Source organism: Bacillus sp. 1A (genome assembly GCF_052682215.1).
On sequence record NZ_JBQYLZ010000001.1, the window covers coordinates 3,966,153 to 3,984,992 of the forward strand.

Here is an 18,840-nt window from a genome sequence, read left to right on the forward strand (position 1 = left end):
CTCCTAAATACATTCTATCTTTAAAGTGAAGCTTTATATTTCTAATTTTTTATCAATGATACGACCTGTAATAGCTGTTAAGACAATTATGAATATGCAAGTAAAACATACATCTAAAATAGTGAATCCTTCACTAGGATATAGTGATGTGTCAATAAAACCATTTTTATCTATGAACCCCGTACTCTTTATGGTGATTACATATTTCTCTAATCTACTTAAAACATCCAACACGAACATTTGGATTGTTAAAAATAAAGCAAAGAAAATAACAGATAAAATCATCTTACTTATTGATGACTTTATAGGAATCAGTTTTGTAATTACCATGATGAAATAGCAGGAGATTAATATACTCATGAAATCGATTCCCCATAATAAAACAGAAAGTATGTGATGAAGAAATCCATATGCATATAACTCATGAAATTCTTGTTGGTATCCCCCGACTACTTTTCCACCGTAGGTACTTTGGGAGAAATAGTATAGAAAAATTATGCCTATTACTAGTAAGAGAATAAACATTAACGTGAAAAAGAATAAATTTGCATATATATATTTTTTTCCTGAGATGGCTGTATAACGTATCATAGTATTTTTTAGCACTTTATTGAAAGAAGGCAAAGCTATTAAAAGCAGTAAAAATGCAGCGCTACCTATTATTGAAATAAATATACCTAATGTTATATCCTTTGTAAGCTGATTTGTACCCTTCGATAGTCCCATCATATTAAATAAAAGAAGTAACGAAATAGTAATAAATCCAAAATAAAAGACGGCTATCTTTTTTCTATTACAATTAAATAAATAACGAAAAAGTGGATTCATTTCTCAAAAACCTCCTTAAATAACTCATGTACTGCTTTTCCATGGTGAAAACGAATTTCTTCTACATTTTCATGCAATACAATACTCCCGTCTTTTAAAAAGATTACCTCATCAAATATATTTTCAATTTCCTCTATTAAATGAGTCAAAATAAGAATGGTACTATCTTCACGATAAAAGTTAAGAATTAAATCTAATATATGCTTTCTAGAAACAAGATCAATTCCACCTAATGGCTCGTCTAATACATATACCTTTGCTTTCCTTGAAAAGGTTAATATTAGCTGTAATATCCCTGTTTTCCCTTTTGATAAGATGCTTATATTCTCCTCTATCGGGATTTTAAAGTTAGCTATTAATTCTATTGCTTGTTGTAGATTAAAATCAGCATACATATATCGATAGAACAACAAGGCATCTTTTACAGTCATCCATTTTTCAAAAACAGGACTATCAGGCATAAATGAAACGATTTTTTTCGTTTCTAATCCCACCTTTTTATCTTTAATTGTAATACTTCCTTTAGAAGGAAAGCGTAAACCAGAAATCATTTTTAATAATGTCGTTTTACCGCTACCATTTTCACCAACAAGACCGATAATTTTCCCTTCTGATATTGTTAAGCTTACATCTTGAATCACTGTTTTTAAATCATATCTTTTTGATAGATTTTCAATTTCCAATAATTCTTTCATTCATTTTCCTCCTTTTTGTTTTCAAAAGAAGAACGGAGTATTGAGAAAATCTCTTCTTCCATAAATCCTAAGTTATTCATTCCATTTATAAAATTATCAAGCAACTCTTTTGCCATTTCTTTGCGTAGCTCTGTAATTTTTTTTTCATTCATTGTTACAAATCTTCCTGTTCCTCTACGTGTCTCAGCAATACCTTCCCGTTCTAGCTCTTGAAACGTACGTTGAATTGTATTTGGATTCACTTGTAATTCACTTGTAATTCACTTGTAATTCACTTGCTAATTCACGTACAGCAGGAATTTTTTCACCTGGTGCCAAACGTCCTGTTACAATTTCTTTTTTGATGTATTCCATTACCTGAACATAAATGGGGATATTAGGAGAAAACTCAGTTTTCATTTCTTTCCTCCTTTGTATCAGTGTACTAGTCGAATAGTACACTGATACAAATTATATGTAAATAGTTATTTTAAAAACCATAATAAATAAAGGGTGATATATAGTGAATTAGTGTAAGATAGTATGAAAAACCCACGAAATACTTGAGGATTTGAATGAAGTATCAAAAATCATTGTTACAGAGGATATACGAGAGTAGATTGACTGTGTTCTTCTTTATTCGATGCAATATAAAGAGGAAATATTAACTTCATACTATCGTGACAGAATAATCCACGACATGTACATAAATGTATCGCATATTGAACCAATGATGAAAACTGTATGTACAGACATTTTCGGTTTGAATATAGAATTTAAATTCAATGAATTAGTTAATATAAACTATAAAAGCCATCCAATAGGATGGCTCTTATTTTTGTACATAAAACTGTTCTTTTGTGAAAATCACTTTACATATACATAGGCTTCATTTGCCGTTACTTAGTATGTTTTACCTTTGCTATTGTGTACTTTATATTGTGATTGATGTTCCATAGACAGTTAGATTCGCATCAATCGTAAATCCTAATCCTGCATCTACAGAGACAGACACATCTTTGTCCTGCCAAGATGGAGCATCATAGAAACAGACATTGTTAAATTTAGATATTGAGAATGATTTTATGAGTTTTTCGTATAAGTGTTATTTCATTAATTAAAGCTATTTTTAAAGAAGACATATCAGCGATATTTTATGTCTATTTTGTATAGGTGTTAGCAAGTTCGTTTGCAAACTTGTTAGCACTTTTTTTATTGCCTCTATTACTATACCTTATAAATAAATCGTACTTTGTTGCTATATCCCCCAGTTTCTTTTTTCTGTATACCGTAACACTAAGTAACTTTAATCAAAATGTAAAAATACCTATGTACATATTGAATATAATAATTTTATATATTGAAAGGACATACTATTGTATAGAGTTCTGTAATCTTCTATAAAATAAGGAGAATGTTTATGAGAAAATCTAGTATCATGTTATTCTTACTCACATATGGTTTGTTTTATCTTTCCAGTATTTTATTCCCTATCAATCGTTTTTGGTATATTGCCCTGCAAAAACCACCTTGGACATCTTCTGGTATGATAATCGGAATTATTTAGGCTTTACCTGCTTGTTCGCCTTTGATACCTGAGTCTGTCATGATACCAGTAGCAGCAGATAATTCCTCAAGGGATATACCAAGCATTTTCGCAACTGGTGCTGCATATTTAAAGCTGTACTGCATATCCAAGATACCTGCAGCAGATTGATTGGCTGATTGAGAAAGTATACATCCGCTATATGAGAAGACTCTTTCGCTTCCATACCAAAAACATTTAAAGCGGCTGCTACAGTTTCAGAGGTCATAGCCATATCTTCCTGTGCGGCTTCGGAAGCAGCGATAATACCAGGCATTGCTCCGATAATATCGTTTTACCTCGAAGCCTGAAGCGGCTAAGTTCTGCATACCTACTGCAACTTCACTAGCTGACTTGGTAGTGGATGCTCCTAACTCTTTAGCGGTTTCAGTTAAACTGCCTAATTGATTTCCTGTCGCACCAGAAATCGCACCCACTTTAGCCATAGCCATCTGTTGCTCAAAATCAGCTGCTACTTTTACACTTGAACCAAGCCCCATAGCGACTGCTCCACCAGCAATTGTGGCGGCTGCACCTGTTGAAAACAATGCTCCACTGGCTCGTTCTAGACCTTGTATCATCGTTGCTTGTGTTTCACTCACTCCACCGAATCTTTCGCGTAATGCAGCCATACTGTTACCAGCATATTGTGCACTAGTGGCGTTTTGATTTAAAGCAGAGTTCATTTGGTTAATCTGCTGTGTTGCTTGTTGCATTTCCCTAGTCAACTGTTCTACTTGAGTCTCTAAATGATTAATTCGTTGAGAAGATTCTTGCTGGTCTTTTCGTCCTTTTTGCGGATTCTTACCGCCCATGCCCGTTCTCCGGTAACGTTTTGATAAAGGTGCTATAATCATTGATTATGAGCGCATAGATACGTTATCCCCACGTTATGCTCTTTTCAAAGAACAAGTAACTGTAGGAATATCGTACCGTTGATCCCAATGTAAAAAGGTACCCTATTTAGTGCCCAAAACAGTGCCCAAAAAGTTCTATTATTTTTTATATCATACCTAATGCTGTAGCCAAATTAACGATTCCAGATTTTCTTTTTCTATAAAACCTTCCTCGTTTCATACCAAGAACAGTATAAATATAATCATCATTCAATTCTTTAATGCTCATATACTTGATTTCAAGAATCCTTTTTTCATCCTCATCGAGAGCTTCCTCAAAAGCTCGTTTTAACTGTCTATACTTCAACTCATGTTTGTCCACTTGCTTTAACTCAGGAAACAGCAATTCTGCTCCCAATTCCGTTCTTTCTTGCTGATTTTGGAATCTAATACGTAACACTCTGTATTTTCGCAACTCTTCTATCACGAAAGGTCGGATTTCTTTCTCCTCTATATGCTTGAAAAATGATAATTGGTCCAAATATAATCCTCCCACGTCTCAATCCTTACATGTATAAGGCTAAAACTTTAAATATTTTAGATATATACCTTTATATGTGTATGAAATTAGTTTGTAATCCACAATCTGCTGTAAACCTTGATGTTTTACGTCTATTATTATGTAATTTACTAGCAGTGATCATTTAACTTAACAAAATCTCACCAGATTCTCTAAGCATATTTAATGGTTTTCACCAGGCATAAAGTATAAAAACAATTAAAAAAAGAGACTGTCTTCAAAAGTTAATCTGTGGATACTTTTTTGACAGTCTCTTTTTTATATCAAAATTTCCAACTACAAAACTTACAAGTGATTATACGAATGTTATACCTGCACTGGCAAAGCCTGTAATAGCAGTAGCTATATCAAAACCAGGTGTAGTTGATGAAACAACAAGTAATATCTTATCTTGTGGAGCGACCGCAATTGCTTCTCCGACAATGCCACTTGAAGTAGCACCGATAGCAATTAGACCACTAAATGCTGGTGTTAATAGTAATGGTACACCTACTGGAGTGAAAGTATTACTTGCTGCTGGTGCGCTGTACAACTGCATTTGAATTTGTATGCTTCCTAATGCTAAAGCAACCGCTACAGTTACACTAAAGAACCCTGCTAACGAAGTAATTGTACCTGCGCGAGGGGCTACAAATGCAAAATCAAATACTGGAGGTACAGGACCTATAGTAATTGGACCACCAGGTGGGACAATTACAGGGAAGAATGAACTTCCAAATCCAAGAAGTGCTCCTGTGTTTGCTAATCCACCTAAAACAGTTGCTAATGCTACTGGTCCACCTGATGCAAACGGAATAACTGCTCCAGCTCCCGTTGCTCCCGTTAGACCTGTTGGACCTGTTAGGCCTGTTGGACCTGTTGGACCTGTTGCTCCTGTTGGACCTGTTGCTCCTGTTGGACCTGTTAGACCTGTTGGACCTGTTGCTCCTGTTAGACCTGTTGCTCCTGTTAGACCTGTTGCTCCTGTTAGACCTGTTGCTCCTGTTAGACCTGTTGCTCCTGTTAGACCTGTTGCTCCCGTTGGACCTGTTAGGCCTGTTGGACCTGTTGCTCCCGTTGGACCTGTTGCTCCACCTCCAGGACCTGTTGGGCCTGTTGGACCTGTTACTCCACCTCCAGGACCCGTTGGACCTGTTGGGCCTGTTGGACCTGTCGCCCCTGGCGTAGCATTGATTAATTGAATTAATAAATTAAAAAGAAGTTGTAAAGTGGCAGAATCAACATTTGAGTTGCAGGATATAGGGATAAGATCTAAAGCGAAGAAGAATTGTGCAAGGGCGCTATAAAATTGTTGCAATAATGTAGACAATTGTCCTAAATTAGGAGCTGGAGATTGTAATAAAACTAAAATACTTTGAGTTAATTGTTTCAAAAAATTAACTTCTGGGGAAGGTAATAAGGAATTTAAGAAAATTAAAAATTGATTAAACAAATTGAATAACGCTACTCTGTTTGCATCACTTGGATTTGCAAAAAATGCTGAAATAGCTGATACTAATGAGTTTAGTAAAGTAATTAATTGACTTAATTGTTCCCTAGTAATAGGAACTGACTGTGGATTTTTACAACAATCTGCTGAAAAAACAATCGGATTGCAGTTATTATGATCAAAACAATCATTATGTTTCATTTATTTCCTCCTTATTTAATAATTTTGAGAGAATACTCTTATACTAAGAAACACTCAATTGTAATAGCGTTGAATATTTTTGAATATTCATTTTCCTTAGAATAAAAATAGTTACTAATAATTAAACTATAAAAATTCAGTTTAATTACTTTCACAACTCACATAATATAAGTATACGCATCTATTTATCTAGTGCTTAGATTAATTTCCTAATAAAAACGCATATTTTTAAAGGAATACATTATTACTCCTATCAACGTGTTTATTTTATCAATAAATGAAAAGACATATTAATTTATAAGTTCAATAATTCCATTCTAGAGTAATATCAAATGAAGTTTTTTGAAAAAGTTTAACCCTCACAACCTAGTTGTTTGTATCATGAGTTTCTAATAATGCATTGTATTTTCCATTAAGAGCTAATCATTTTGCTTTTGCCGACTAATTTTTATTTCTTTGTAACAACTTATACTCATCTTACATACATTATCTTGAATCCTTACTTTTCAAACCATTTAATTGTTCATGACTCACAAACATTAACAATATTTGAATGGTGTACTGATTCATAGAAGAGTACCATATAATGGTGCTCTTTTTTATTTCAAAAATTTTATATGAAATCTGTATACTTTTTTGACCAATTTCCAATAAAATTTCTTTAAACCTTAAATAATATCATTGATTATTTACTCCGAGAAAAGGAATTTTTTGAAGTCCCCTTTTTTAATACACTAAATATACTTTAAATTTTGATACATACTTTAAATACAGAAACTTCTAAGACATTTCAGTTAATATTTCTTTAAGATTGGAGCAGTTAGCTTTTGCTAGCTGTTTTTTTGTTGATCATTCTTTTAAGAGGAACCAGTTATATGCATAATAGCTCAAATAAAATCCATACTATATTTAGGTTAGGTCTTAAAATCTAAAACCCTTATTCCAAACTTAGACCTAATTGATCGCTCCTCTCCCTTCCCTGGGGCTAAGTAGCTAGCTTTTGCTAGCTATTTTTTTGTTCTTATCATTCTATTTATTACATATATCTACAACGTAGCTCATTTTGTTCAAAGACAGAGTTACCTCCTAACTTTAGAGCACTATAAATATGTGCTCTTTTTCATTTCCTATAAAGTAAAATTTTGTATAAAAGATACACACTTAATCGAAAATAACTTCATAAAATATTATGTGTTCCTTTCTTTATAAATTGAAATAGTCTTTACAAAATGAGCCTCGTCACGAGAGCACTTTATTAAGTGCTCTTTTTTATGTTCTAAATTAATACAAAATGAAATTTTTATTTAAATGTGTTTACACAATTTTTTTACATATCTTTTTGGGTTTTAAACTCATTTAAATTAATACCTAAGAATTATTAGGATAAGCAACATATTATAATAAAACAAAAAAGATTTTATCCATTGTTAAACGGAGGTGTTTCTAATTAGTACAACTTTAATTTCACATTTTTACAATGAAGAGTATTTACTCCCCTGGTGGTTAATGCACCACACAAAACTATTTGATCATGGCATTCTTATTAATCGTGGATCTACTGATCGTTCGGTTGAAATATGCAAATTATTTGCACCTCATTGGGAAATCCGAGATTCAAAAGTATTAGAGTTTGATGCCTTATTAGTTGATCAAGAAGTAATGGAAATAGAAAAAGAAATTACGGGATGGAAAATGGTTTTAAATACCACTGAATTTCTTTGCTGTGTTGATAAGGAAGCCTTTTTCACTTCTCTTGCTACTTTAGGGAAAAACATGTATTCCATTAGGACTATTCTAATGGTGGATGAACCTTCTCACGGTTATACCAATCCGAGATACGGCATTCCCCTTGTCAAACAGCGTTACCATGGGATAATAATCCATCCTACTCCACCTGCCCCATACTACGGTGGCAGATTCCTCCACAATTACTCGCAAGGTAACTATTCGGCGGGGCGACATTGGTCGTTTCATCCATTTACCGTTTACATGTATCCTGCTTTCGTTTTAAAATTCTTTTACAGCCCATGGAATAAAGCTATGAAAAATCGAAAATTACAAATTGGTCCGACTCTTTCTAGACATAGCATCCAGCATGGCTTAGGTACTCATCACCTAGCAACGCTTGATGAATTAGAAAAAAAATATCTATTCTTTGCAACTTCAACTATTGATCTTCGATTACTCCCAGAATATCAAGCTTTATTTCCAGATTTATATTTTCCTAACTAGTAATCCATCAAAAACATTTTGAAACTTTCCATACGTTCTTTACTTTTAAGTAAGAGCCATTCCTTATTAAAATAGTGTTTTTGTTAAAATCTTTTCACATTTAAATTGGACAAGCATATATTATTGTATCTCCTCTTTTCTTTCATAGAATTTTACATTTGTTGAGACAACACCCCTTTCGGATGTTGTCTTTTTTCTTATGCATAAAATAAGAATTTTGTTCATTTTTAGCTTTCAGAATGAATCTGAATCCCACCATCTTTTTCAATTTATTCCCATATTTCTGCAAGTGTCATTTCTTCAACAAATTTCTCTTTCATTTCTTTTCATGCCCCTTTCTATTTCAAATAACTATTTTATTATATTCCTTGCACTTTTAAATGAGACAAGCATATGTTATAGTATAGTGTTTCATCACTTATATACACTTCCTTTTTTCAAGAGTACATATTCGATATGTACTCTTTTTGCATTACTATAAAATAACACTTTTGTTCAATTTAGTAATTTCTTATATAATGGAAGTTAATTTATCCAGAAGGGACTGAATTATGCGCAGATATCAATATTTTTAATCTACCCATCACAACAACATAATGGAGGTAAAAGTATTGATTACAGAATTACAAGCACAAAGATTACATTTAAGACAAATGAAGGAATCTGATTCATTAAGCATGCTTAAAATATGGTCTAATCGTGACGTTACAAAATTCATGAATATAAGCAATTTCACTGATAAAAACCAAGCAAAAGATATGATTCATTTTCTCAATGAACTTGCTCAAAATAACAAAGCTCTCCGTTTTACTATTATTGAAAAAGAATCTAATCAAATTATCGGTTCATGTGGCTATAATTTCTTAGATTTCGAAAACTCAAAAACAGAGATTGGTTATGATATTTCGAAAACATTTTTGGGCAAAGGTTATGCTCCTGAAGCGATTTCTGCTCTATTAGATTACGCTTTTACACATCTGAAACTAAATCGTGTCGAAGCAAAAGTTGAACCTAAAAATGTGAACTCTATAAAAGTATTACAAAAATTACAATTCACTTTTGAAGGGACTCTAAGAAAAAGCGAAAAATCAGCTGGAAAGCTTATTGATTTAAATATTTATTCGAAATTAATAACCGATTAATTTTAATCACTCAGCCTATACTATATTTAAGTATAGGCTTCTTTAATTTTTATACAAAATTCAAATTTGGTCTTTATCAAAAACTTCAATATCATGTAAAACCTGCGTAAAGATTACTGCGATCCAAACTACCCACCAGATAAACGTTATATAATGCACTTGCAAATACCCGATTTGCGCAATACTTGCTTTCCATACGGCTTATGCTTGAGTGCTTGGAGAAACACTAGACTTTTTTGATTTTTCTCATATCAGTTGACCCCGTCCATTTCCCTTCACGTTCCCACTTCTTCTTGAGTTTTCCAACATAGGTAAAGCTACACTCATACATAATGCTGATTTCCTTATCTGGAATCCCCTCTTGATTTATACGATACGGTTTCTCTCCGTTCGATCTACTCTATTGAACTTTTACTTCATTTCCTTTTTACATTCTTCAAGAAAATCGATAGCCTCTTGAACCTGTTCTTTTGTTGAAAGTAATTCCATCACATTGCCCTCTGTGTTAAATACATGAATTTGTCTTTCCTTGTACTCCGTCCCTAACATCCCATCATCACCTAAAAGCTTTACGTTATCTTCCTTTTTCAAAACCTCGCTTTCTATTCAAAGTATTATTTTATAAACATATTAACTAGCAAAATAATTAGTATTATTAAGCTATTACTCCAATCATTCTATTTAATTTATACATATTTTAATAGTAAATCGAGGAAAGGAGGTTTTTATATGGCTGAGCATACAAAATGTGTATGTGAACAATTAGAAAGATTACAGTTAGGTACAGAAGTAGATGTTTTCCTTACAGGAACAACACTAGAGGATCTTATTTTTACTAACTTTAATCCAGATAATTTTTGTGTAACATTTGTAGACAACACAACAGAACCTGGCTCTATAATTGTTTTGGACTGTCGTGATATTCAAGCGCTTAGAATTGAAGCTGAGTAGAGTAAAGATGGGGCTTTGAAAAAAGCCCTATTTCATACAGCATATTTCAATATAAATTATAAAATAGAGGAGCCGGAAAAATGTCAGTTTTCATCAACTATGCTATTACTCCCAAAGTATTCAGTCCTAATCTAACATCTCTTCCAAATAACCGAATTTCTTTTATCCCAACCCCAAAAGAGAGTTCTAAAAATATTTGTTATCTTTTAGAAACATTTTACTTAGGAAAAAAAATAAAACAGCTGTTAGTTAACGGCACAATATTAAAAGCTTCTATATTTGTAGGATTCCATAATAGATTCGGCCTTGCTACATTTATAGATGAAAGCGGAGATATCACTGTAGTTAACTGTGAGCGTATTGATGCGATTGTGCTTTAATTGTGAATTTATATGTGAATAATAATCATTATTTTCAAGATAAACGTGTAGTTCTTACACATAACGCCAGTAACTGTTACTATAAGAGACTAGGTCTGTAGGACACTAATATATAGTTCTTTTTTTTAGACTCAACCGAATAAAATTCAACATTCCGTTAATAATAAAAATACAGTTTCTAAATTCCCTTCATACCCGAGGGCTTAGCGGCTAACTTTTGTTAGCGGCTCTTTTTATGTTTTACACGAATAAAAATCTAAATTTTCCCGATACTATATAAGACTTTATAAAGTTAGCTTTAAGTTCTTCCCACTCTAGCTTTCTTGGTCGAGAGCCGAGCGGTTAGCTTTTGCTAGCTGCTCTTTTAATTACACATTTTTGTCTTAGCACTCATATAATACTGAGAATTAAAAAATCATTTCATGTTTAAAGGAAAAGTATTCTTTTTCATTACTCCACTCCCTCTTTAAATAACACTGTTTGAATAGATTTTTAAAGAGGGAATACATTTAATAATCTTGGTTACACTGTAAACAGGCTCGTGAATAGCCAATTTTACTAATACCTACTCTATGTCTATTACCTTGGGCCGAGCAATTAGCAAAAGCTAATTGCTCTTTTATATTGAGTTAATAATAAAATTTAGGTCTTATTCCTTTTCTACATCATATATTTTTAACCTAACCATCCAGCTCAAAGTGTTACCTCCTATCTTAAAGAGCACTGATGCATGGTGCTCTTTTTAGTTTCCTTATTTCTACAAAATGAAATTTTTATACAAAATACACACAACTAAATTCACATAATTTCATATGATATATTGCATCATTTCTTTTTAGAATGGATAGTCGTTACAGAAGGGCGCTTTCCGAAGCGCTCTTTTTTAATATCCCCTGCACTAAATAATTTTTGAATTATATCTTAATTTCGAGAATACTCACAAGTCATAGGTTTACAATAAGTCTTGGTCAGAAGAGCACTTATATATGGTGCTCTTTTTGGTATGGAATTTAAAATAGAGGCTTGCTCTTAAAACCTATTATGTACTTTTCATAGGTTTTTTCCTTACACCCCTGTGTCTGTTTACTCATAAGTTGTTAAAGTATAAATATAAATTGATAGTTAATTTATAAGGGAGGTGTAAAAATGAGTAAATTTAAAAAGCATTGTTGTCACATACCCTTTCCTTTACCTCAAATAGGGCCTACTGGATTAACCGGTGCTACTGGACCTTCGGGACCTACTGGAGCTACCGGACCTTCAAGTGGACCTCGGGGACCTACCGGACCTACTGGAATTCAAGGTAACCTGGGACCTACTGGACCTCAAGGTATTTCTGGACCTCAAGGGATTCCTGGGATTTCTGGATCTATTGGTCCAACTGGACCTTCTGGAATTCAAGGTATCCAAGGCATCCAAGGCATTCCTGGCATTCAAGGCCCTATTGGACCCACTGGAATAACGGGGGTCACTGGAATTCAAGGGATCCCTGGTATTCAAGGGATTCCTGGCATTCAAGGCATTCAAGGGATTCCTGGCCCGACCGGACCTCAAGGGATTCCTGGCATTCCTGGTTCTGTAGGTCCAACTGGACCTTCTGGAGCTGTTGGACCTACCGGCCCTTCCGGGGGACCGCCAGGACCAACGGGCCCGACTGGACCTTCCGGGGGACCACCAGGACCAACCGGAGTGACTGGCCCCACTGGACCAACTGGGTCACCAGGACCAACCGGACTTCAAGGTATCCAAGGTATCCAAGGCATTCCTGGCCCCACTGGACCTCAAGGAAGTCAAGGGATTCAGGGGATTCAAGGTGATCCAGGGCCTATTGGTCCTATTGGACCCACTGGAATAACTGGGGCAACTGGAATTCAGGGTATCCAAGGTATTCAAGGTAATCCAGGACTTATTGGACCTATCGGCCCGACTGGCCCAACTGGGCTTCAAGGTATCCAAGGCATTCCTGGGCCTACTGGATTACCAGGAACCGCTGGAGCTACCGGACCTACTGGGCCTGCCGGTCTTACAGTATCTGGCTTATCCCAGTATGCTTATGTTTTCAATACAGCAGCTCAAGTTGTTGCCTTAGAAGCACCTATTCTTTTTAATTCACACGGTAGAATCACATCCGGTTTTACTCATACGCTCGGAACTTCTCAAATGACAGTTATTAATGCTGGAGATTATAAAATTTCTTTTTCTGTATCAGGAGTTGAACCTAATCAATTTGCCCTCTTTTTAAATGGGGCTCCCGTTACCAACTCCATTTATGGATCAGGTGCAGGTACTCAACAAAACAATGGGCAAACAATTCTCACTTTAGCAGCAGGTGATATTATTACCCTTAATAATCATACTTCCGCTGCTGCGGTTACTTTGCAGACTTTGGCGGGTGGAACACAAACAAATATAAATGCTTCGATTGTAATTGAAAAATTAAATTAATTTAATCATTTATTTCTTGAAACTCTGCCAGTAAATAACCTGGGATGGATTCTTTTTTCAACAAGCAGTTAGCTTTTGCTAGCTGCTCTTCTATTTTGTTCCTACTCCTATTTCCTAAAAAATCTTTACTTTATTCCTCCTTGAATAAAATCAATAATTCAGCATATAATATCTATGCATCTAGATTATTACCTTTGTATCGAGCAGTTAGACTGGGCTAACTGCTCTTTTATTTGTGACAAAATGAAATTTTTATTAAGTTTTCTATTAATAACGTGTATTGATTTCTTTTCTAAATTACTTTAGAGATAAATAGTTCATTGGTGAACTATTCTATGTTAAACTAAATTAAAAAAGAAAAGGGACGATTATTATGAGTTTAAAAAATCAAAGTTTCAAACAAGCAGGAGAAGTTGTCCAATCATTTGTAACAATAAACAAAGAAATTATAAAGTTCACACATCAAAACGCCTCCAGTTTAGGATTAACAGTACAACAAATGGGTATCTTAAATACAATTTATGCACTCCCTAATGTTACTCTTAAAGAGATTTCAGAACGTCTTTCAGTTCCTAAAAGTACAGTGAGTGTGAATGTAGATGAATTAGTTAATCTACAGCTCATCGAGCGAAAACAATCAGATGAAGATCGTAGAGAAATAAAATTAAAGGTAACAAACCAAGGACAAGAAGCATCGAAAAAATCCATTGAAAACTCTACTTCCTACAAGGCAATGGAATTAGCACTACAACAACTTCAAGAAGATGATGTTCAAACATTATTGCGTATTCATAAAGATTTATTAATCTCTCTACAGCAATTTCGTTAATTGATGTAAACCATTTTAAACACAAATTCTAATTCTTATTTTTCAAAGAACTGAGCAGTTAGATTTCACTAGCTGTTCTTTTATTTAAAATAGCGTTTTTATTAAGAAATTAGTCATTCCAACTAAAACGGATGTAATGTTCGTAATAAGATCCACCTAAAATGTTTTTCTTTTCTTCTACCTTAAATTCAACTTTCACACCATCCATTAATTCTTGTAACTTTTCCGTGAATGGTTTTGAGTGCAGAATATGCTTGTCTGGATTTTCTTTATGAATTTGATATCTATAACCTGAATATCCAATTGCAGCACTTTCGATTATTACGTATTCCATTTCCTCTGCAAATTCCAATACCTTTTCATCAATGACTTTTTCTTGGAGTTCTTTCAAATTCCCCACTAAGGACATTTCCATTCTCCTTTCTCTCAAATAACGATTTTGTTTTAAATCCTCACATTCCTAAAAAAAATACATACAGTATCATGAGGTATTCTTTTTTATTTTTCTTAAGGAACGCTTTAAAAAGCGCACTTTAGTTTTTAAATAAAGATTTTGTTTTACTTTTGCTAGCTACCCTTCCCTTGTATAAATGCACCTTTTTTTACATACGATATTAAAATCCAAATAACCCTCTTTTAGGACGGTACTAATATGAACAAGAAATTAAAATACATTTTAATCTTCTTTTGTGCGGTATTTTATATTGTAATTATGGGCTCGATTGTCTATCTAAACTTTGTTTAAGAGCATTTTATTCCTCCAAGCAAGAAATCTAAGATTGAACATAAAAATTCATAATTAGCTATAAGAAGCGCTCTACAAGGCATTCTTTAGCTTTAAAATAAGATTTTGTTTAGTTTCCATTAACCATTTTGATTCATTTGCATACAGTATTATCAAAAGGAATTTCACAGGTTGCTCTGGTCCAGTTACCTTGAATTTCTTGCAGACCTTGTGGGAAGAATCCGTTTGTAACGAACGGATTCTTTTATTTATTTTTCATACAAAATCTTTTCGTTTTTCTAAAACCTAATTTACCGATTACGAATAAGAGATTCCTTTTAAATGTTCAGAAGAAATCTCTTATTCTTTTGTACATGAAAAGACTCCGATACATATCTCATTTTTTAAAGTTACTTAATTTTTCATTGCAATTCAAAGCTTGTAATTTCACCTGCAGCTTGACGTATTTTTAACCCGGAGTAATAATCCGCTTCTGCTTTACTATCAAATACATGGCCGTCTAGTCTTACCTTTTTATTGTTATATTTACTCATTGTTTTTCTCTTTTGCTTTACTGATTAACTCAGTAATTTCATAGACACCGTTTATCAAACATTCCAAGTATCTTCACCCCTTGAATATTTTTTCAATAAAAATACATACTATTTTCAAGCCGCCGTATCCACGGCTAATACTTCTTTCTTTTATTACAGCAGAAGCAGGTAGGTTCTTAACTTATCTGCTTTTCCTGTATATTTTTTTTAATATCGAAAATAATACCAACAAGCTGTTTGAACTAGCAGCTTCACTCTTCTCGTAATGGGAATGCAATTTATCACAATTAGCTAACTCATTCGACTAACTGGCAGACAACCGAAAATGTTGTCTGCTTTTTGTATAGAATTTTTCATTTTACATATACTACTTTTGAGCCTGTTACCAATGCAAGCCATTTGGTGTTTTGAATTCCGACTAAGCTTTTTTGTTGCATAGATTATTACATCTTTGACAACACTGTTTTAAAGCGCGTTTTCTGGTTATTCGTAGTTCTAATCCAGAATAATTTTTCTCCTATAAAGGACAGCAGGTACGACTGCTAGTCTTTTTTTCTTGTACTACATACTCTCCTTTTTGATAATTTCGAACGACGTTACCCTCATCATCGTAGTAAGCAATTTCCCGAAAAGGATGACAGTTGTGCTTTTCAATTTCTCCATCGAACAAAACGAAGAAATGAGTTTTCCAGTTCCCAACGATCATACCCCACATGCCAGCTACGTTACTCGCATACCCATGTAAGCAAAATGAAGATTGCGGTAATTCTGCATTTTCTTGAAAGCTTTTTCCGCACTGTACATGCGCTTGATATCAAAAACACCTTCGTTCTCGCACTTTACAAACTTCATGAATTCAACCATCGGCATCGTTAGAAACTTTGTTCTAAACTTCTGCCAGTAAAGGAACCTTGCTTTACTTTCCATTTCCGCTACTACAAATTCTTCGTTTGGCCAATGTGCGAAAATGGTGGTGAGTTTGAATTTGTAAAGGAGATAGCTCAACCCAACCACCCCCATTTCTCACCTTCACGAAAAATGGAATCAATCAGTAACTTAGCCCCTTTCTGACTGACAACGACTTGTCCATCGAACAGCTCAATGTTTGCATCGGATGCTTCACCGGTTACTACACAAACCTTCTCATGCTTTGCAAGAACAACGTTTTTACCGTCTACATGGATTTCTAATTCCGTACCTTCATGCAGCCCTAATGTTCTACGTAATTCTTTTGGAATCACTACACGACCAAGTTCATCTATTTTTCTTACGATACCAGTGTTTTTCATGGCTTCTTCTCCCCCTTAATTCGCAATCAACTTACTGAACAGTTCTTCGTTTCTTGTGTCTAGCGCGTAATCGATGAGGTTATATTTAATTAACTGATCAATTTCAACTGCGCCTTTCAAATTATTAAGTATTAAAAATCGTAATAAAAAAGAGTGCTATAAAGATATGCACTCTTTTAAAGGGCTTTACCAATCTCGACGATCATCACGATCACGGTCATGATTACGTCTGCGACGACACTCATCACAATCGCAGTCACGTCTACAATGACAGTCGTTAAAATCGTTTCTTCTGCGTCTACGACCGCATCCGCAAAATACTAAACCATCCCAAAATCTATTACAATCTCGAGAATGTTCAAAATTATTGTTACATCCCATAGATATGATTCCCTCCTCTAAAAATAGAATTCATCATATTCTATGAATAAAAGGTGAAAACAGCTTGTTTACTAGCCTATGTTTTTTTGTTTTACACTAATAATATTCCAATTTGCAAGTCTACCTCACCCCTTATCTTTCCTTAACAACAAACAAGACGCCAACCAGATCATGGCAGCGTCTATGATAATTGATATTGGTCTTATCATTCGGCATCATTCCTATTTCTTAAATAAAACAGAATCAACGATTGTTAAAACTACCCAAGCTATTCCGAGAAACACTACAATTAATGGCATCAACCAGAAGTAGTGACACCATTTTGTGTAACTACTCATCTTCCACCATTCATGGAGTGGATTAAGCCCTATCATTTATAACAACCCTCCCCCATTTTGTTCAATAAAAAGAGAGCTCCTGTATATCAAACGTTTATGTCACCAATCACCCCAGCAAATATACCAGGCTCAATAAGAAACACAAAAGCCACGACACTCACACATCGTGGCTGACTATATAAATTCAATTGGTCTTTTCGTCCTTCTTGCGGATTCTTACCGCCCTTGCCCGTTCTCCGGTAACGTTTTGATAAAGGGGCTACGCTATCCCCATACTATTCTTCTTTCAAAGAACTGTATAGATATAGAGTAATATTGATTCTGTTTTGAGAAATCCCCGGAAACGTCCCCTTTTTATCGAAAAAAAGCCCTGCATTTATGCAGGGCACATATAAATTAGTGACTTTACTTAGATAAGATTACTGATGGATTTCATATCACTTATTCTGTTGGAGACGGAAATCTTGCAGCTTCAAAATGCGTACTATTTTCTACAGTAGAGATAACTCCAGCTACGCTACTTTGTGCAAAAACCTCGACTACATCCCCAGCATTCAATTGAATTATTGATGAAACGGCAACAACATTAGCAAAGTTTATTGGACCAAAAAAATCATTATCTATTGCAATTGCTGGATTTCCATTAACTCGAATTTCTACCCGCGCTCTATAGTTTACGTTTAGATTATTGGGAATGAACGCAATTGTTCCAATAACAGAATAAACACCTCTTGTCTTTGGTATAAAAATGGATGTTGCAGGGTTATATTCATTTGCTAAATCAAATTGTTCATTTTGGAATAAGACTTTTACAAAAGTATTTGCTGGCACAATCTGATTAACTGTGCTCACAGCTCTAAAAGCAGATGCTCTTACAAGATTGTATTGGTTATCATCAGAACAACAATTCACTTTTACATTAACCCAAGGCTTTTCATCATGTTTTTTATCACATTTGTCATAACTCTTACTACTTTTATGACAATCATGATATTTCTTTTTGTTATCCTTACAATGATCATAGTAGGAATAAGACATACTAGTTTCCCCCTTTTAAATTTATTACTACATACTATGTAAGATAGATTTAAAAGGTTTGGACGAGCTATTATTATTTTTAATAGAATTAAAAAACCCTACCAATTGGCAGGGCAGGGAAATAATATAACATGTAAAGCGGAACAACCTCATCTTAACCAATCTATACAACATTACAAAATATTAGAATCCCATTTCCGATACCTCAAAACTAAGTTTATATAATCCCCACAGCTGTAGCTATCAACTGAATATCACTTTTTTCCTTCTGATAAAACGGATCACGCTTTATCATTAATTCGTTGTACACAAACGAATCTTTAACCTTTCGATTCCCTAAGTACTTCATTTCAATTATCCTACGTTCCCCTTCATCAAGAGATGTTACAACGTCCGTTCAATTT

General features: G+C 34.1%; 20 protein-coding genes and 7 pseudogenes. 8 read left to right on the forward strand and 19 right to left on the reverse strand.

The window, feature by feature from the left end:
* Positions 1–33 precede the first annotated feature (33 nt).
* From ACUN0F_RS20250 to ACUN0F_RS20260, 3 genes and pseudogenes are all read right to left on the reverse strand, one after another.
* Positions 34–828 (reverse strand): ABC transporter permease, encoded by a 795-nt coding sequence (locus ACUN0F_RS20250; RefSeq protein ID WP_445540025.1) that lies wholly within the window; start codon positions 826–828, stop codon positions 34–36.
* Positions 825–1,523 carry an ABC transporter ATP-binding protein gene (locus ACUN0F_RS20255; protein WP_445540026.1) on the reverse strand — a complete coding sequence of 233 codons (699 nt, stop codon included), beginning with the start codon at positions 1,521–1,523 and terminating at the stop codon, positions 825–827. Before ACUN0F_RS20255 ends, ACUN0F_RS20250 begins: the two co-directional genes overlap by 4 nt.
* Positions 1,520–1,922: pseudogene (locus ACUN0F_RS20260) on the reverse strand (GntR family transcriptional regulator). The gene ACUN0F_RS20255 and the pseudogene ACUN0F_RS20260 overlap by 4 nt, the downstream one beginning before the upstream one ends.
* Positions 1,923–2,061: 139 nt before the next feature.
* On the opposite strand from ACUN0F_RS20260, the pseudogene ACUN0F_RS20265 reads away from it, so the two are divergent.
* Positions 2,062–2,307: pseudogene (locus ACUN0F_RS20265) on the forward strand (YolD-like family protein); the annotation flags it as partial.
* Positions 2,308–2,405: 98 nt separating this feature from the next.
* On the opposite strand, the pseudogene ACUN0F_RS20270 reads toward ACUN0F_RS20265, so the two are convergent.
* Positions 2,406–2,574, reverse strand: a pseudogene (locus ACUN0F_RS20270) (N-acetylmuramoyl-L-alanine amidase); the annotation flags it as partial.
* A 348-nt stretch (positions 2,575–2,922) separates the two neighbouring features.
* Between ACUN0F_RS20270 and ACUN0F_RS20275 the strand changes: the two are divergent.
* Positions 2,923–3,066 (forward strand): annotated as a pseudogene (locus ACUN0F_RS20275) (TspO/MBR family protein); the annotation flags it as partial.
* Here ACUN0F_RS20275 and ACUN0F_RS20280 read toward each other — a convergent pair.
* The 5 genes and pseudogenes from ACUN0F_RS20280 to ACUN0F_RS20300 all read right to left on the reverse strand — a co-directional run bounded on the left by ACUN0F_RS20280 (position 3,066) and on the right by ACUN0F_RS20300 (position 6,133).
* Positions 3,066–3,239, reverse strand: a complete 174-nt coding sequence (locus tag ACUN0F_RS20280; RefSeq protein ID WP_286675046.1) for a phage tail tape measure protein — start codon at positions 3,237–3,239, stop codon at positions 3,066–3,068. The pseudogene ACUN0F_RS20275 and the gene ACUN0F_RS20280 overlap by 1 nt on opposite strands.
* Before the next feature lie 59 nt (positions 3,240–3,298).
* Positions 3,299–3,364 (reverse strand): annotated as a pseudogene (locus ACUN0F_RS20285) (hypothetical protein); the annotation flags it as partial.
* Between the two features lie 28 nt (positions 3,365–3,392).
* Positions 3,393–3,944 (reverse strand): annotated as a pseudogene (locus ACUN0F_RS20290) (phage tail tape measure protein); the annotation flags it as partial.
* A 145-nt stretch (positions 3,945–4,089) separates the two neighbouring features.
* Complete coding sequence (locus tag ACUN0F_RS20295; RefSeq protein ID WP_060486850.1) at positions 4,090–4,464, reverse strand: hypothetical protein; 375 nt, start codon at positions 4,462–4,464, stop codon at positions 4,090–4,092.
* 334 nt (positions 4,465–4,798) lie between these two features.
* A complete protein-coding gene (locus ACUN0F_RS20300) occupies positions 4,799–6,133 on the reverse strand; it encodes an exosporium glycoprotein BclB-related protein (RefSeq protein ID WP_445540027.1) in 1,335 nt (444 codons plus the stop codon).
* A gap of 1,506 nt (positions 6,134–7,639) precedes the next feature.
* Here ACUN0F_RS20300 and ACUN0F_RS20305 point away from each other — a divergent pair.
* Together ACUN0F_RS20305 and ACUN0F_RS20310 are read left to right on the forward strand one after the other, a co-directional pair.
* On the forward strand, positions 7,640–8,365 hold the full coding sequence (locus tag ACUN0F_RS20305) for a glycosyltransferase family 2 protein (RefSeq protein ID WP_240514099.1): 726 nt from the start codon (positions 7,640–7,642) through the stop codon (positions 8,363–8,365).
* Between the two features lie 611 nt (positions 8,366–8,976).
* The gene (locus ACUN0F_RS20310; protein WP_097917074.1) at positions 8,977–9,507 is read left to right on the forward strand and encodes a GNAT family N-acetyltransferase; all 531 of its coding nucleotides are present in this window, start codon (positions 8,977–8,979) and stop codon (positions 9,505–9,507) included.
* A gap of 411 nt (positions 9,508–9,918) precedes the next feature.
* On the opposite strand, the gene ACUN0F_RS20315 is transcribed toward ACUN0F_RS20310, so the two are convergent.
* The gene (locus ACUN0F_RS20315; RefSeq protein ID WP_445540862.1) at positions 9,919–10,098 is read right to left on the reverse strand and encodes a hypothetical protein; all 180 of its coding nucleotides are present in this window, start codon (positions 10,096–10,098) and stop codon (positions 9,919–9,921) included.
* A gap of 138 nt (positions 10,099–10,236) precedes the next feature.
* On the opposite strand from ACUN0F_RS20315, the gene ACUN0F_RS20320 reads away from it, so the two are divergent.
* The 4 genes from ACUN0F_RS20320 (at position 10,237) to ACUN0F_RS20335 (ending at position 14,112) form a co-directional block, all read left to right on the forward strand.
* On the forward strand, positions 10,237–10,458 hold the full coding sequence (locus tag ACUN0F_RS20320) for a hypothetical protein (RefSeq protein WP_000807684.1): 222 nt from the start codon (positions 10,237–10,239) through the stop codon (positions 10,456–10,458).
* A gap of 80 nt (positions 10,459–10,538) precedes the next feature.
* Positions 10,539–10,838 carry a hypothetical protein gene (locus ACUN0F_RS20325; protein ID WP_445539108.1) on the forward strand — a complete coding sequence of 100 codons (300 nt, stop codon included), beginning with the start codon at positions 10,539–10,541 and terminating at the stop codon, positions 10,836–10,838.
* Positions 10,839–11,984: 1,146 nt separating this feature from the next.
* On the forward strand, positions 11,985–13,283 hold the full coding sequence (locus ACUN0F_RS20330; protein WP_445539109.1) for a BclA C-terminal domain-containing protein: 1,299 nt from the start codon (positions 11,985–11,987) through the stop codon (positions 13,281–13,283).
* Positions 13,284–13,656: 373 nt separating this feature from the next.
* Positions 13,657–14,112 carry a MarR family winged helix-turn-helix transcriptional regulator gene (locus ACUN0F_RS20335; RefSeq protein ID WP_000053894.1) on the forward strand — a complete coding sequence of 152 codons (456 nt, stop codon included), beginning with the start codon at positions 13,657–13,659 and terminating at the stop codon, positions 14,110–14,112.
* Positions 14,113–14,221: 109 nt separating this feature from the next.
* On the opposite strand, the gene ACUN0F_RS20340 is transcribed toward ACUN0F_RS20335, so the two are convergent.
* From ACUN0F_RS20340 to ACUN0F_RS20380, 9 genes and pseudogenes are all read right to left on the reverse strand, one after another.
* Entirely contained in the window at positions 14,222–14,521 is a 300-nt protein-coding gene (locus tag ACUN0F_RS20340; protein ID WP_000060546.1) for a hypothetical protein, read from the reverse strand.
* 740 nt (positions 14,522–15,261) lie between these two features.
* A pseudogene (locus ACUN0F_RS20345) lies at positions 15,262–15,390 on the reverse strand (DUF1064 domain-containing protein); the annotation flags it as partial.
* Between the two features lie 720 nt (positions 15,391–16,110).
* Positions 16,111–16,410 (reverse strand): hypothetical protein, encoded by a 300-nt coding sequence (locus ACUN0F_RS20350; RefSeq protein WP_435710907.1) that lies wholly within the window; start codon positions 16,408–16,410, stop codon positions 16,111–16,113.
* Positions 16,392–16,679: an AbrB/MazE/SpoVT family DNA-binding domain-containing protein gene (locus ACUN0F_RS20355; protein ID WP_215563353.1), complete on the reverse strand. Its 288-nt coding sequence runs from the start codon at positions 16,677–16,679 to the stop codon at positions 16,392–16,394. Before ACUN0F_RS20355 ends, ACUN0F_RS20350 begins: the two co-directional genes overlap by 19 nt.
* 15 nt (positions 16,680–16,694) lie before the next feature.
* The gene (locus tag ACUN0F_RS20360) at positions 16,695–16,799 is read right to left on the reverse strand and encodes an IDEAL domain-containing protein (protein WP_316250723.1); all 105 of its coding nucleotides are present in this window, start codon (positions 16,797–16,799) and stop codon (positions 16,695–16,697) included.
* 66 nt (positions 16,800–16,865) lie between these two features.
* Positions 16,866–17,060 (reverse strand): hypothetical protein, encoded by a 195-nt coding sequence (locus tag ACUN0F_RS20365; protein ID WP_445539110.1) that lies wholly within the window; start codon positions 17,058–17,060, stop codon positions 16,866–16,868.
* A 221-nt stretch (positions 17,061–17,281) separates the two neighbouring features.
* On the reverse strand, positions 17,282–17,434 hold the full coding sequence (locus ACUN0F_RS20370; RefSeq protein WP_189337235.1) for a hypothetical protein: 153 nt from the start codon (positions 17,432–17,434) through the stop codon (positions 17,282–17,284).
* Positions 17,435–17,839: 405 nt separating this feature from the next.
* Complete coding sequence (locus ACUN0F_RS20375; protein WP_000122592.1) at positions 17,840–18,436, reverse strand: hypothetical protein; 597 nt, start codon at positions 18,434–18,436, stop codon at positions 17,840–17,842.
* Between the two features lie 217 nt (positions 18,437–18,653).
* The gene (locus tag ACUN0F_RS20380) at positions 18,654–18,785 is read right to left on the reverse strand and encodes a hypothetical protein (RefSeq protein WP_255258669.1); all 132 of its coding nucleotides are present in this window, start codon (positions 18,783–18,785) and stop codon (positions 18,654–18,656) included.
* Positions 18,786–18,840 lie beyond the last annotated feature (55 nt).